The sequence below is a fragment of the Mycobacterium sp. E2497 genome (assembly GCF_001668695.1).
Lineage (GTDB): Bacteria > Actinomycetota > Actinomycetes > Mycobacteriales > Mycobacteriaceae > Mycobacterium.
The window spans coordinates 1-14,036 of record NZ_LZKD01000227.1 but is presented as its reverse complement, the minus strand read 5'-3'; the positions used below and the strand labels follow the sequence as shown (position 1 = coordinate 14,036).

Sequence of the window (14,036 nt, the reverse complement as noted above, 5' to 3'; positions counted from 1 at the left end):
TCCCAACCGTGGTGCGGCAATGGTTTATTTGCACAAAGACGACTAGACCACTTCGTCATCGAGGAGCGGGCCATGCCAACCGTCGAGCCAACCGCCAAGCCGGTCCCCAATCTCCCGCCCGGATTCGACTTCACCGATCCGGACATCCACGCCGAACGGCTGCCGGTGGAGGAACTGGCCGAACTGCGGCGGACGGCGCCGATCTGGTGGAACGAACAGCCGATCGGTGCGGGCGGATTCGACGACGGCGGCTTCTGGGTGGTCACCAAGCACAAGGACGTCAAAGAGATCTCGCTGCGCAGCGACGTCTTCTCCAGCCTGAAGAACACCGCCCTGCCGCGCTACAAGGACGGCACAGTCGGCGAGCAGGTCGAACGCGGCAAGTTCGTCCTACTCAACATGGATGCGCCGCAGCACACCCGACTGCGCAAGATCATCTCGCGCGCCTTCACCCCGCGCTCCATCGAACGCCTGCGCGGCGACCTCGCCGAGCGCGCCCGGCGCATCGTCGAGGAGGCGGCCGCCCAGGGCCGCGGTGACTTCGTGGAGCAGGTCTCGTGCGAGCTGCCGCTGCAGGCCATCGCGGGGTTGATGGGCGTGCCACAGGAAGAACGGAAGAAGCTTTTCCACTGGTCCAACGAGATGGTCGGCGACCAGGACCCCGAGTTCGCCACCAACGACTCGATGACCGCGTCCGTCGAACTCATCATGTACGGCATGCAGATGGCCGCCGACCGGGCGAAGAATCCGGGGGAAGACCTCGTCACCAAGCTGGTCCAGGCCGACATCGACGGACACAAGCTCTCCGACGACGAGTTCGGCTTCTTCGTCATCCTGCTGGCCGTGGCCGGCAATGAGACCACCCGCAACTCCATCACCCAGGGCATGATGGCGTTCACCGATTTTCCCGATCAGTGGGAGCTGTTCAAACGGGAGCGACCTGCCACGGCGGCGGACGAGATCGTCCGCTGGGCCACGCCGGTGACGTCATTCCAGCGCACCGCCCTGGAGGACTACGAACTGTCCGGCGTGCAGATCAAGAAGGGCCAGCGCGTGGTGATGGTCTACCGCTCGGCCAATTTCGACGAGGACGTATTCGAGGACCCGTTCACCTTCAACATCCTTCGCGACCCCAACCCGCACGTGGGATTCGGTGGTACCGGTGCGCATTACTGCATCGGGTCGAACCTGGCGCGGATGACCATCGATCTGATGTTCAACGCGATCGCCGACGGCATCCCGAACCTGGAATCGATCGGGAAGCCCGAACGGCTGCGGTCGGGCTGGCTCAATGGGATCAAGCACTGGCAGGTCGACTACCACACCGACGGGTCGGCGAAAGAACCTGTCGCACACTAGGCTAAGCCGATGCCGACACATCAAGCCGTCCGGATTCAATCCGTGGGCGGCCCTTTAGAGCTCGCCGAAGTCGAAACGCCCCCACCCGGTCGCGACGAGGTGCGCATCGCGGTCACCGCGTGCGGGATATGCGGAACCGACCGCGCCTTCGTCAACGGCGGTTTCCCGGACATGTCGTGGCCGCTGACCCCGGGCCACGAAATCGCCGGAACCGTCGCCGAACTCGGCGAGGGGGTCGACGATTTCGCGGTGGGCGATCGCGTCGCGGTCGGCTGGTTCGGCGGCTGCTGCTACCACTGCGACCCCTGCCGCAAGGGCATTTTCATCCACTGCGTCAACGGCAAGGTGCCGAGCTGGCACTACCCCGGCGGCTACGCGGAATCGGTGACCGTGCCGGCCAACGCGCTGGCCCGGATCCCGTCGGAGCTCACCGACGCGGAAGCCGCCCCCATGGGTTGCGCCGGCGTCACGACCTACAACGCGCTACGGCACACCAAGGCGTTGCCCGGTGACCGGGTGGCGATCCTCGGCGTCGGCGGGCTCGGCCACCTCGGCGTGCAGTTCGCCCGCGCGATGGGGTTCGAAACGATCGCGATCGCGCGCGGCACCGGTAAGGCCGAGGACGCAAAGAAATTGGGCGCCCATCACTACATCGACTCCACCAGCCGTGACGTCGCCGAGGCGCTGCAGGCACTGGGCGGGGCGACGGTCGTCCTGGGCACCGCCGGCAACTCCCAGGCCATGGCCGACACGGTCGGCGGGCTGGCGCCGCAAGGCGAGCTGGTGACCATCGGGGTGACTCCGGACCCGCTGCCCATCAGTCCCGTGCAGCTGATCACGCCGGGGCTCAGCATCGTCGGCCACCCCTCCGGCACGGCCAAGGACGTCGAGGACACCATGCATTTCGCCGTCCTGTCCGGTGTCCGCGCCTGGATCGAGGAGTTGCCGCTGTCGCAGGCGGCCGAAGGCTATGCGGCGCTGGAGCAGGGCAGAGCGCACTACCGCACCGTCTTGACGATGTGACTACAGTCGGTCCGTGACCGAGCTCTGGACCCTCACCCCTGCTGACGGTGAGTTGTTGATCCGCACCGGCGTCGCCGGCAGGGCCGCGCGGATGGGCCACCGGCTCACCATCGCGATGACGCGCTGGGAAGCCACGGTGGCGTGGGCCGGCACCGACCCCGTCACCGCCGAGTTGGCTGTCGAGGTCGATTCCTTCGAGGTGCTGCGCGGCGAGGGCGGCGTGAAGGGATTGACCGGGCCGGAAAAGGCTTTGGTGCGGTCCAACGCGTTGAAGTCGTTGGAGTCGGCCAGTTTTCCCGGGATCCGCTTCTGCGCAAGAAGCATCGAGAAAACAGGCGACGGGTACCGGCTCATCGGCCAACTCGAAATTCGGGGAAAGACGCGGGATCACGTCGTCGAACTGCGCACAGAGGATCTCGGGAACACGTGGCGCATGTCCACCGAATCCACCGTCCGCCAAACCGATTACGGCGTCAAGCCGTACTCACTGCTGATGGGCTCGCTCAAGGTCGCCGACGACGTGATGGTGTCCTTCACCGCGACCCACCCGAAAGACGTCTGAACGGCGGGGCCGTCGGCGTCAGGGCTGCGGCTGGGCGGGCGCAGGCGATGCCGAGTCGCCCGCTTGATCGCCGGTGTCGGCCGGTATGTGCTCGAGCACTCGCGTCAAGTACGGCTGCCGGCCACCGGGGTCCGGCTGCTGCACCTCCGGCGCGGTCGGTTCCGTGATCGGTTCGCCCGCGGGCACTTTCGCCTGGGGGGTTAACGGTGCGACGGCCGGCGGCGGCGCCACGGCCTCGGCGACCTGTGGGGTCGGCGCATGCACCGCGTGCCGTGGGGCGGAGTTGCTCGCCGGGGCCAGCTGGAAACCCACCGCGAGCGATATCGAGGAGACGAACGTGACCACACCGGCGGCCAGAGTGGTCACGGCACCGGCGTACGGCCGCTTCCGGGGTGTCGCGGGCGTGGCCGCGGGTTCCCCACCGTCCACCACCAGTTGGTCGTCGGTGAACTCGGTGCTGCGGGCGGCGGTGAGCGCCGCGCCCCTCGCGATGGTCACCTGGGCCATCGTTTGCACGAAAACCGGTACCGGCAGCGCGTTTTCAAGTCGCCAGGAGAAACCGTCGATGTCGCTGTGCGCGCCGACGACCACGACCCCGCCGGGTTGCCATCCGTTGCGGTCGAACATGCCGGTCAGCCAGCGCGTCAGTCCGTCGAAGCCGCCGCGCACCTGCTTTGTCGCCGTCTGCGTCTCCCCGCCGTGGGTGTCGACCATGACGACGGTCGTCGAATCATGTTCGAGGATGCAGACCGCGGTCTGCTCGTAGCCGATGACCGGTGCGATGGCCTGGGCCAGCGTCTCGACGGCCTCGAGTTGGCGGACCGGCACGACGTTGTCGAATCCGGCGTCGGTCAGCGCTTCCAGCAGCAGCGCGGCCTGCGCGGCCGCCTCGTCGTTCCACGTCACCCCGATGATGCGCAGACGATGCTCGCTGGCGGCCGCCTGGGCTTCCACCCGCGCGATCTCGTCCACCACTTGTTCCGCGGTACTCGCGGCGCACGCGCCGCGGCCGGTGTGCAGGGCCAGCTCCTGGTGATCCAGGATGGTGCCGTCTGCGCCGTGTCCCTCAGCGAGGACCCACCCAACGGCGGCCGGCGTCACTGATAGCCCAAGTACCGTGTCCAAAACTCATTGCCCCAATCGGTCCCGGGCCTCCGACACCCTCACCCGCACCGACGCGCACCAGAAATCCCTGGTGAGGTGGTTCGTGAGAGCCGGAACGGACCGAGAAAACGTGGTCTCCGTCGGCTTGCTTCGTGAGAGCCTACGCGGTCGCCGCAAGTCCGGCTGCCCCGGTCGCCCATCATCGGCCAACCGGCCGGATCACGCGCAGCGAATGCGCCGACCGGACGGGCAGGTGAGGCACCTGCCGTCTGCCGGCCGTCAGCGCCGGGAATCGCACCTTCCTCCCGAGGCGATAAAAGCGCTCCGTGATCCCCAGGTCCGGAATCCGCGTTTTCGGCGGCGGTTCGGTGTCGCGCGGCCGGCCGCCGTCCCGGTCGGGTCGAAAATCGGCGCTCTGGCCATTACCGCGCCCCCAAACCCGACCCCGCTGCCAGGCGCTTCCCACAAGTCAGCGGTGATAGCGGGCTGCGGGCCACGCGGCGTCGACGTCGCGGCGCCGTTATCCCCCCGGGGGAAATTGACGCGGGAAAAGCGATACCAAACCGAGATCACCTCGCGTCCCGATCGACATTCTGCCTATTCGCACGGTAAATTCCTGCCTGAGACGACGATCACATGCGACAAGGGGCAGGTATGACAGATCTGAGCGAGATGGTCCGGGCCTGGGGGCGCCGGCTTTTAGTCGGTGCGGCAGCGGCTGTCACCCTGCCGGGCCTGATCGGTCTTGCCGGCGGCGCGCCGACCGCGGGAGCCTTCTCCCGCCCCGGTCTGCCCGTCGAATACCTGCAGGTGCCGTCGGCGGGGATGGGCCGCAACATCAAGGTCCAATTCCAGAGCGGCGGCAACGGCTCCCCCGCGGTGTACCTGCTCGACGGGTTGCGCGCCCAAGACGACTACAACGGCTGGGACATCAACACCCCGGCGTTCGAGTGGTACTACCAGTCCGGCCTGTCGATCGTCATGCCCGTCGGCGGCCAGTCCAGCTTCTACAGCGACTGGTACAGCCCGGCCTGCGGTAAGGCCGGTTGTTCGACGTACAAGTGGGAGACCTTCCTGACCAGTGAGCTGCCGCAATACCTGGCCTCCAACAAGAGCGTGAAGTCCACGGGCAGCGCCGCGGTCGGCATCTCGATGGCCGGTTCTTCGGCGCTGATCCTGGCCGCCTACCACCCGAACCAGTTCATCTATGCGGGTTCGCTGTCGGCCCTGATGGACCCCTCGCAAGGCATGGGACCCTCCCTGATCGGCCTCGCGATGGGTGATGCCGGCGGTTACAAGGCCAGCGACATGTGGGGCCCGTCGAGCGACCCCGCCTGGCAGCGCAACGACCCCTCACTGCAGATCCCCAAGCTGGTGGGCAACAACACCCGCCTTTGGATCTACTGCGGTAACGGCACACCGTCGGAGCTGGGCGGGGCCAACATGCCCGCCGAGTTCCTGGAGAACTTCGTGCGCAGCAGCAACCTGAAGTTCCAGGACGCCTACAACGCGGCCGGTGGCCACAACGCGGTGTTCAACTTCAACGCCAACGGGACCCACAGCTGGGAATACTGGGGAGCTCAGCTCAACGCCATGAAGCCCGACCTGCAGGGCACCCTGGGTGCCACGGCCGGCGGCGGCGGATAACCACCACCTGACCCGAGGTCGCTACTGCGCCTGACGACGACGCCGTCGGGCGCAGTAGCACGTCGTAGCCCCTTTTGGTCTGAAGCGGTTCACCCCGTCCGGGGGAATTGGTCGGTGACATCGGCCCACGTCGTGGCGTCGCGGCGATGGTCGTTCATGTTCCGGCATTCGCCGTAGACGCGCAGTACGCCCAACCGCGGTTCGTCGTCGTGGCGGTAAACGATCACGGTGACGGCGTCCTTGGTGAGCGTCCTGGCCCACGCATGATTGTTGGGCGGCAGGCCCTCGGCCCAGCCGTGCTCGGCCAGCGTTGCGGCGATTCGGGCGAAGTAGGCATCGGCCGGTGCCGCCGCGGGCAGCGTGAACGTCAGGTAGACCGAGCCTTGGTACGGCGGGTTGTCGCGGTCTTTGCAGGACATCAGCGCGTAGCCGGCCGACGACGTCTGCAGGCCCGTCGTGGCCACGACGCTCTGGGCCGTCTGAACGGCCTGAGCCCTCGACTGACCGTCGCTGACGGGGCTCACGGGGTGCTCGAGGGCGTCGGCGGGCGTCGAATGGAGGCGACCGACCAGCAAAAACAGCGCGCCCAGCAGCAGCGGAATCGCCAGCGCAACGGCGATCAGCGCGCGAATCTGCTTCGAGCGCAACGTCTTTCCGCGCATTCGGCCAACGCGGCGCGGGCCGCGGCTGTCCATGGTCGACGACATCAGCAATTCAGGCTAACTCCGAACGGCCCGGATGCCCGGGGCTGCCGCAGAATCATGGTTATGACCAGACGCCGCAGCATCCGGATCGCCCGCCGCTGCGGCGGCGTGATCGGCGCGATGGCGATCCTGATCGCATCGCCGGTGCGGGCGGACGAGACGAGCCCACTCCACGAATTGGTCGACGCCGCGGCGCAGCGGTTACAGATCGCCGAGCCGGTGGCCGCCTTCAAGTGGACCACCCACGGGGCGATCGAAGACCAGGTCCGCGTCCGGCAAGAACTCGCGAACATGGCCGCCCAGGCCTCCGCCCGGCAGATCGATCCGGATTACGTCACCCGGATCTTCGGCGACCAGATCAGCGCTACCGAGGGCATCGAATACGCCCGGTTCGCGGATTGGAAGCTCGACCCCGCGGCAGCCCCCACCGGGGCGGAGGATCTGTCGGCGTCGCGATCGTCGATCGACGCACTGAATCAGGCGATGCTGTCCCAGGTGGTGGCCCAGTGGGGCCCGCTGCACTCGCCGGCATGTCCCGGGCAGCTCGACCTCGCCAGCCGCGAGGTCATCGGCGCGCGTCGGCTCGACGGTCTCCATCAACGGGCGCTGGCGTTAGCGACTCGGTCATATTGCCAGCAATAATTTAGTTTTTCCTCATCGCTTTCTAACACTTTCTTTCGCCTTCGCAATACGCGCATATCCGCAGATAGAAGGCCAATCTCGTGGCATTTTCGAATAGGTAACGCTTTGGCCACGGCGGCCGAAATCCAGGACATGAAAATTCTCTGCAAGCCTCTCGTCAAGTCCCTGGCGGTCGGCGGGTTCGTTGCAGCGTTGATAGCTTCGTCCACCGGTGTGGCCACCTCGGCCCCCACCCCCAACTGGGATGCGATCGCCCAGTGCGAATCCGGTGGCAACTGGCACGCCAACACCGGAAACGGCGAATACGGTGGGCTCCAATTCAAACCGGGCACTTGGGAACGCTACGGCGGTGTCGGCAACCCGGCCGCCGCATCCAGGGAACAGCAAATCGCCGTAGCCAACCGGGTTTTCGCCGACCAGGGTGTGGAGGCATGGCCCAAGTGCGGCGCCGCCTCGGGCCTGCCGATCGGCTGGTACTCGCACCCCGCGCAGGGCATCAAGGAGATCATCAACGGGCTGATCCAGGCGGCGGCCCCACGCTGACGATCAACCGCCGTCGCGGTCTATGACCGGACGGCAAGCTGTGTTTGGATCAGGCCATGGAAGGTTCGGCGACTGTTCACATGGCGGCGCCCGCGGACAAGATCTGGAATCTGATCGCGAACGTCGGCAATATCGGACGGTTCTCCCCCGAAGTGTTCGAGGCCGAGTGGCTGGGCGACGCGAATGGCCCCGCTCTCGGCGCCAAATTCCGCGGTCACGTGCGGCGTAACGAGATCGGCCCGGTGTATTGGACGACGTGCGGGGTCACCGCCTGTGATCCCGGCCGCGAATTCGGCTTCGCGGTGCTGCTCGGCGATCGGGCAGTCAACAACTGGCACTACCGATTGGCGCCCAGCGGCGGCGGCACGGACGTCACCGAATCGTTCCGGCTCAACCCGGCGCCGTGGCTGGGCATCTACTGGTTGTTCGGCGGTTTTCTGCGCAAGCGGCGCAACATCCGCGACATGACGAAAACGCTGAACCGCATCAAAGATGTGGTCGAAGCGGACTGACGCCGTGAAATCGATCTTCATCACCGGCGCGGGGAGCGGCATGGGCCGGGAGGGCGCAAAGCTGTTCCACGCCAAGGGGTGGCGTGTAGGCGCCGTGGATCGCAACGACGACGGTCTCACGACGCTGCGAGAAGAACTGGGCGACCGGCTGTGGACCCGCCGGGTTGACGTGACGGACAAGGCGGCGCTCGAGGGCGCCCTGGCCGACTTCTGCGCCGGCAACAGCGGCGGCGGGCTCGACATGATGTGGAACAACGCCGGCATCGGTGAATCCGGGTGGTTCGAGGACGTGCCGTACGAGGCCGCGATGCGCCTCGTCGACATCAATTACAGGGCGGTGCTCACCGGCGCCTACGCATCGTTGCCGTATCTGAAGAAGGCGCCGGGCAGCCTGATGTTCTCGACGTCGTCTTCGTCGGCGACCTACGGCATGCCGCGCCTGGCCGTGTATTCGTCGACCAAGCACGCGGTCAAAGGGCTGACAGAGGCGCTGAGCGTGGAATGGGGCCGGCACGGCGTCCGCGTCGCCGACGTCCTGCCGGGCCTGATCGACACCGCGATCCTGACCACGACGACCAACCACTCCGGCGACGGCGGCGCGCCGAGGACGGCGGAGGAACTGCACGCCACCGCGCCCAAGAAGGGCCCGTTCCGGTTGATGCCGGCGAGCAGTGTGGCGGAAGCGGCGTGGCAGGCTTACCACCACCCGAAGCGGTTGCACTGGTACGTGCCCAAGGGCATTCGCCTGATCGACTTGTTCAAGGGCCTGAGCCCGGAGTTCGTACGACGCAGCATCGTCAAATCCCTACCCGCGCTGATGCCGAAGCGGCAGTGAAGGAGGTGAACCGGTGCGACACCGGTTACACGCGGTTGTTCTCGTCCTGATCGCCGGTGTCGGCGTCGCGGGTTGTGGCGCGGGGCCGACGGTACCCCGGAAGGCGGCCCGTCTGACCATCGACGGCGCCACCCACACGACGCGCCCGCCGGCGTGCAGCCAGAACCAGCAGTACCGCACCATCGACATCAAGGACCGCGACGGCGGCGTCGAGGCGGTGGTGTTGACCAGCGGTTACCGAGTGATGCCCCAGTGGGTGAAGATCCGCAACGTCGACGGGTTCACCGGGAGCTTCTGGGAAGGCGGGGTGGGCGACGCGCACGCCGATGTCACCAACGACGCGTACACGATCACCGGCAGCGCGTACGGCATCAACAGCAGCAACCCCGACAAAGTGGTGACGACCGAGTTCAAGATCATCGCCGAGTGCTGACCCGGCGGGGCGTCCGGGCCTAGGCTCGGTGACATCGATGCAGGGAGGCGCCCGGTGAAGGAACGATTGCACTGGTTGGCGATGCACGGTTTCATTCGGGGCGTCGCGACGGTCGGGGTTCGGCGGGGTGACCTGCACGCCAGGCTGATCGCCGATCCCGGGGTGGCCGCCAACCCGACGCCCTTCTACGACGAACTCCGCGCCGCGGGGCCGGTGGTCAAGGGCCGCGTCAGTTACCTGACGGCCGACCATGCGCTCGCCCACGAACTGCTGCGTTCCGACGACTTCCGCGTGCTGATGTTCGGTGCGAATCTGCCGCGCCCGTTGCGCTGGCTGGAGCGCCGCACCCGCGACGACCTGCTGCATCCGCTGCGCGCGCCGTCGCTGCTCGCCGTCGAGCCGCCAGACCACACCCGCTACCGCAAGACGGTCTCGGCGGTGTTCACTCCCCGGGCGGTCGCCGCGCTACGGGATCGTGTCGAGCAGACCGCCACGGGGCTGCTCGATCAGCTGGCCGCCGAGTCCGGCGCCTGCGACGTCGTAGACATCGTGGGGCGGTATTGCTCGCAGCTTCCGGTCGCGATCATCAGCGACATCCTCGGCGTACCCGAGCGCGAGCGGCGGCGCGTCTTGGAATTCGGTGAGCTCGCCGCGCCGAGCCTGGACATCGGGCTGACGTGGCAGCAGTACCGGCGTGTGCAGCGGGGACTCGCCGGCTTCAGCTCCTGGCTCGGGGAGCATCTGAGCCAGTTACGGCGCGCGCCGACCGACAACCTGATGAGCCAGCTGATTCAGATAGCCGAAAGCGGCTCGGCGGAAACGTATTTGGACGAGAACGAACTTCAGGCGATCGCCGGGCTGGTGTTGGCGGCCGGCTTCGAGACCACGGTCAACCTGCTGGGCAACGGGATCCGCATGCTGCTGGATGCTCCCGACCGCCTGGACACATTGCGCCAACGGCCCGACCTGTGGCCCAACGCCGTCGAGGAGATACTGCGGCTGGAGTCGCCGGTGCAGCTGACCGCGCGCATGGCGCGCGGCGACGTCGAGCTGGCCGGCGAGCGACTGCAGCGCGGCGACCTGGTGCTCGTCTATCTGGCCGCCGCCAACCGTGACCCGTCGGTCTTCGACGAACCGCACCGCTTCGACATCGAACGACCCAACGCGGGAAGGCATCTCGCGTTCTCCGGCGGTCGGCACTTCTGTCTGGGCGCGGCGCTGGCGCGCGCCGAGGGCGAGGTCGGGCTCCGGACGTTCTTCGAACGGTTTCCCGAGGTGCGCGCGGCGGGTGCGGGAAGCAGGCGCGACACGCGTGTACTGCGGGGCTGGTCGTCTCTGCCGGTGGCGCTGGGGCCGGCGCGGTCGATGGCCCGCGTGGACGGCTAGGGCTTCCCGCCGAGGGAATCGCCGCGCCACCGAAAAGCGAAGAGCGCGAGAATGATCGCCGTCGGCAGGGCGCCCGCCGCGAAGATCGCCAACTGCCAGACCCACCCGAGCGCCTTGCTGGCCAGGCCTTCGCTGTGGATCACCTCGTCACCGGCCGGCGTCCTGGCCGCGCAGCCGCGGGTCTTCGCCCACCACTCGTCGCGCGTCAGCCGGTAGCCGTTGGCGGCCACCCAGTCGCGACAATCCTGGCTGGTGCCCCAGTATCCGTAAGCGATGGCCCCGCATATGCCGGCCAGCATCGCGGCCGCGGCGATCGCGATCAGCATCTTTGCCCGTCCGCTCATGGATCTCATCATTCAGGGTCTGGCGGGTGTTGACACCCGTGCGGTTACCGAGTTTATTTGCGCTATGACAGAAACCTCTATGATCTCGGTCGAGGGCGCCGTACTCGGGTTGTGGCGGGCGCTTTCGCGCCGGGACTGGGACGCGGTCAAGACGTTCCTGTCCGATGACTGCCTGTACGTCGACATGCCGGTGCCCGCGCTGTCGGCGCGCGGACCGGAAGACATCGTCCAGCGGCTCAAGATGGGTCTCGAGCCGCTGGCGGGCTACGAGAACCACGACGGCGTGCTGGTGTCCAACGGTTCCGACGTGATGTACGAGCATTCCGAGACCTGGACGTTCACCTCAGGCGAGCAAGGCGTGCTGCGATTCGTGACCGTCCACAAGGTCGCCGCGCAAGACGGCGAGGCCAAGATCACCGTCTGGAAAGACTATTGGGACATGAACAGCCTGGTGGCCTTCGCTCCCCCGAACCACTTCGAGAACCTCGCGAACGCGGACACCAGCTGGGTATTCGACGCGTCAGACCTGGTCTGACCCGGCGTCATCGGGCGTCAGAGCCGGTAGAGTCCGGCGGCGTTGTCGTGGGCGATCCAGTCGACCACCCGGATGGCGTCGCGCTCGCTCCAATCGTCGTCGGCTACGAAACCGTCCAGCACGCGATGAATTGCCTTGCGCCACAGGAGCGCACCGAGGAAGTGGAGTTCCGCGGGGCCGAACCCGTCCGACGAGTAGAGGATTTTGCGGAAGGGCGCCAGCTCGAGTAGTCGGGCCACGAACGCCGGTGAGCGCGCTCCGAGCTGGTTCACGCTCAATCCGCCGTCGACGTAGACGTTGTTGAAGGCCTGCGCCAGATACCCGGCCTCACGCTCGTAGGGGTAGCAGTGCAACAACACGATCGGGGTGCCCCCCGACTGCCGCAGGAAGTCGAGCAGCAGCAGCGGGTTGGCCTTATGCAGGTCGCAGTCCCGGTCGCCGAGGCCGACGTGGAACTGCAGGGGCTTGCCCAACCGCAGCGCCCGGTGCAACCCGAAACGCAGCAGCACCCGGTCCCGTAACCGGGTGCCGCCGCTCTCGCGCCACCGGTCCGCGGCCTCGGCGACCTGCGCGGCCGGCGGCTCGCTCAGGTCGCCGTCAAACCCTCCCCGGTAGGCCAGGATCGACTTCGTGCCGACCGCTGTCGCCGCACGCCGCTGCAAAATGTCGTCGAACGCCGCGGCGTAGTCACCGGGCGCGCGCGCGGCCTGTTCGGCCACCTCCTCGAGGCGAACGATCTCGTGGGCGCGACCGCCGGACAGCTCCCCCATGACGTCGGGGCCGGCGGTGTCCGCGCCGATCCCGGTGTCCACCAGCCAGTCGCTCACTCCCGCGGCCGGCAGGAACATGCGGGCCAGTTCGGTCTCGCTGAACCGGCTGCGGCGCTCCCAATATGATTGAAGATCAACGTGTTTGGGCAGGCCCAGGATGGTCCCGCAGTGGGCGCGCACCGCAAAGCCGAGTTGTGAGTCGAAACCCGGGCCCGTGATCGGTTCGGTGTTCGCCTCGTTGAGCGCGTTCTCGAATCGTGGCAAGTCCCCCGCCGCCAACCAGCAACCGTGGACGTGTTGATCGATCAGCCTCACTTCGCCGATGTGCTGGGCCAGGGCGTCGGACGTCATCGCGAGACCCGTCACAGGCTCCAGGCCATGCGGAACTTGTCCGCCAGTCGCTCGGTGTCGAGATCGCCGTACCGCTCGCGTTCCAGGCGGCGGACCGCAACCACCATGTCGACCGCCGGGTCGCCCAGAATGCTCCGCAGGAGGTCCGAACGGTCCAGTGCGGCAATCACTTCGGCCTGTCCCCGGTGCAGGCTGACGATGCCGTCGCGATCGCGCTCGGAATCGGACAGGGAAGCCGGGTCGGTGGTGATCTCCGGTGGCAGCGGGGCTTGGCGGTTGATCCCATCCAGGGCCAGCCCCAGGATCGCCGCCGACGCCAGGTAGGGGTTCGCGGACGGGTCGACGATCTTCACCTCGACGTTTCCACCGCGCGGGTTCGCGGGCCCACCCGCGATGAATCGCACCGCCGCCTCGCGGTTCTCGGTTCCCCAGCACGCGTACGCCCCGGCCCAATTGCCGGGCTGCATGCGCAAGCCGGACACGATCGACCCGCACAGCACACCCTGCGCCGCGGGCAGTCCCGCAACCACCCCCGCGACCGCGCTCTCCCCCGCGGCCGTCATGCCCCGGGTGCCCGAACCGTCGGAGAACAGCGGCCCGTCCGGCATGGTCAGCGAAAAATGTTGGTGTGCACCGGATCCCACGCCGCCAGCGAAGGGTGCGGGTGACAGGCTGATGCGAAGCCCGTGGCGGCGGGCCACGCGCCCGATGATGAGCCGCAACAGCACCAGCTGGTCGGCCGCGGCCACCGGGGCTTGTGGCGCCAGGGAGAGCTCGAACTGGTTGGCACCGTACTCGGGATGGAACTGCTCGATCGCGATGCCCGCCGCGGCCGCCGACCGGGTGACCTCACGGACGAACGCCTCGTGCTCCAGCACGCCGGCGAGGCCGTATTGCGCCCACAACGTCGACGGGAGGCGGCCGCCGTCGGGGGTGACCAGAAGGAATTCGACCTCGTGGCCGACGATCGCCTCGATCCCGGCCTCGGACAGGGCGGTCTCGATCCGGCTCAGCGTGCCGCGGGCGCAGGCGGGGACGGGCGCGCCGTCCTGGGCGAAGAACGCGGCCGGCGCCCACGCGAGCCCGTCGCCGATGATGCGCAGGGCCGCCAGGTCGATGCGGAGGCGTTGGTCGCCGATCACGCCGGCATCGGGGGTGAAGGCGATGCCGCTCTGGTCGATCGCGAACGCGTGCCACGACGGGCTGGCGCCGAGGCCGGGATCGGCGAACGCGTTCGTCCGCCGGATCGGAACGGTCTTGGCCAGGGTGAGCCCGGCGGGGTTCAC

16 protein-coding genes are annotated in these 14,036 nt (G+C 67.6%); 11 read left to right on the top strand and 5 right to left on the bottom strand.

Annotated features, from left to right (window positions below; genetic code table 11):
* The first annotated feature begins 72 nt into the window (after window positions 1-72).
* Genes A5713_RS20655 through A5713_RS20645 form a run of 3 tightly spaced genes read left to right on the top strand, consistent with a single transcriptional unit; the run spans window position 73 to window position 2,944 of the window.
* Window positions 73-1,359: a cytochrome P450 gene (locus tag A5713_RS20655; protein ID WP_067924110.1), complete on the top strand. Its 1,287-nt coding sequence runs from the start codon at window positions 73-75 to the stop codon at window positions 1,357-1,359.
* Window positions 1,360-1,368: 9 nt separating this feature from the next.
* Window positions 1,369-2,382, top strand: a complete 1,014-nt coding sequence (locus A5713_RS20650) for an alcohol dehydrogenase (protein ID WP_068098197.1) — start codon at window positions 1,369-1,371, stop codon at window positions 2,380-2,382.
* Window positions 2,383-2,395: 13 nt separating this feature from the next.
* Window positions 2,396-2,944, top strand: a complete 549-nt coding sequence (locus A5713_RS20645) for a YceI family protein (RefSeq protein ID WP_068098196.1) — start codon at window positions 2,396-2,398, stop codon at window positions 2,942-2,944.
* 18 nt (window positions 2,945-2,962) lie between these two features.
* Here A5713_RS20645 and A5713_RS20640 read toward each other — a convergent pair whose 3' ends face one another.
* Window positions 2,963-4,069, bottom strand: coding sequence for a hypothetical protein (locus A5713_RS20640; RefSeq protein ID WP_068098195.1), 1,107 nt, complete (start codon window positions 4,067-4,069; stop codon window positions 2,963-2,965).
* Window positions 4,070-4,702: 633 nt separating this feature from the next.
* Between A5713_RS20640 and ag85B the strand changes: the two genes are divergently transcribed.
* Entirely contained in the window at window positions 4,703-5,695 is a 993-nt protein-coding gene (ag85B, locus tag A5713_RS20635; RefSeq protein WP_067924124.1) for a diacylglycerol acyltransferase/mycolyltransferase Ag85B, read from the top strand.
* A gap of 89 nt (window positions 5,696-5,784) precedes the next feature.
* Here the strand turns inward: ag85B and A5713_RS20630 are convergent, their stop codons facing one another.
* A complete protein-coding gene (locus A5713_RS20630) occupies window positions 5,785-6,402 on the bottom strand; it encodes a hypothetical protein (RefSeq protein ID WP_197516426.1) in 618 nt (205 codons plus the stop codon).
* Window positions 6,403-6,456: 54 nt separating this feature from the next.
* Here A5713_RS20630 and A5713_RS20625 point away from each other — a divergent pair, with 54 nt between their 5' ends.
* The 6 genes from A5713_RS20625 (at window position 6,457) to A5713_RS20600 (ending at window position 10,750) form a co-directional block, all read left to right on the top strand.
* Window positions 6,457-7,041 (top strand): chorismate mutase, encoded by a 585-nt coding sequence (locus A5713_RS20625; protein ID WP_068098194.1) that lies wholly within the window; start codon window positions 6,457-6,459, stop codon window positions 7,039-7,041.
* 105 nt (window positions 7,042-7,146) lie between these two features.
* The gene (rpfC, locus tag A5713_RS20620; RefSeq protein WP_067924131.1) at window positions 7,147-7,584 is read left to right on the top strand and encodes a resuscitation-promoting factor RpfC; all 438 of its coding nucleotides are present in this window, start codon (window positions 7,147-7,149) and stop codon (window positions 7,582-7,584) included.
* A 38-nt stretch (window positions 7,585-7,622) separates the two neighbouring features.
* The gene (locus A5713_RS20615; protein ID WP_197516430.1) at window positions 7,623-8,096 is read left to right on the top strand and encodes an SRPBCC family protein; all 474 of its coding nucleotides are present in this window, start codon (window positions 7,623-7,625) and stop codon (window positions 8,094-8,096) included.
* A 4-nt stretch (window positions 8,097-8,100) separates the two neighbouring features.
* Entirely contained in the window at window positions 8,101-8,931 is an 831-nt protein-coding gene (locus A5713_RS20610; protein ID WP_068098192.1) for an SDR family oxidoreductase, read from the top strand.
* A 13-nt stretch (window positions 8,932-8,944) separates the two neighbouring features.
* Window positions 8,945-9,364, top strand: a complete 420-nt coding sequence (locus A5713_RS20605) for a lipoprotein LpqH (protein ID WP_067924147.1) — start codon at window positions 8,945-8,947, stop codon at window positions 9,362-9,364.
* Between the two features lie 54 nt (window positions 9,365-9,418).
* Entirely contained in the window at window positions 9,419-10,750 is a 1,332-nt protein-coding gene (locus A5713_RS20600) for a cytochrome P450 (protein WP_068098191.1), read from the top strand.
* Here A5713_RS20600 and A5713_RS20595 read toward each other — a convergent pair.
* Window positions 10,747-11,094 (bottom strand): hypothetical protein, encoded by a 348-nt coding sequence (locus tag A5713_RS20595; protein ID WP_142393428.1) that lies wholly within the window; start codon window positions 11,092-11,094, stop codon window positions 10,747-10,749. The two genes, A5713_RS20600 and A5713_RS20595, sit on opposite strands and share 4 nt — an antisense overlap.
* A gap of 79 nt (window positions 11,095-11,173) precedes the next feature.
* On the opposite strand from A5713_RS20595, the gene A5713_RS20590 reads away from it, so the two are divergent.
* Window positions 11,174-11,629 carry a nuclear transport factor 2 family protein gene (locus tag A5713_RS20590; protein WP_067924154.1) on the top strand — a complete coding sequence of 152 codons (456 nt, stop codon included), beginning with the start codon at window positions 11,174-11,176 and terminating at the stop codon, window positions 11,627-11,629.
* Between the two features lie 17 nt (window positions 11,630-11,646).
* On the opposite strand, the gene A5713_RS20585 is transcribed toward A5713_RS20590, so the two are convergent.
* Together A5713_RS20585 and A5713_RS20580 are read right to left on the bottom strand one after the other, a co-directional pair.
* Window positions 11,647-12,750, bottom strand: a complete 1,104-nt coding sequence (locus tag A5713_RS20585; protein WP_068098247.1) for an amidohydrolase family protein — start codon at window positions 12,748-12,750, stop codon at window positions 11,647-11,649.
* An 11-nt stretch (window positions 12,751-12,761) separates the two neighbouring features.
* A partial coding sequence (locus tag A5713_RS20580) for a glutamine synthetase family protein (protein WP_068098189.1) occupies window positions 12,762-14,036 on the bottom strand: 1,275 nt, incomplete at its 5' end.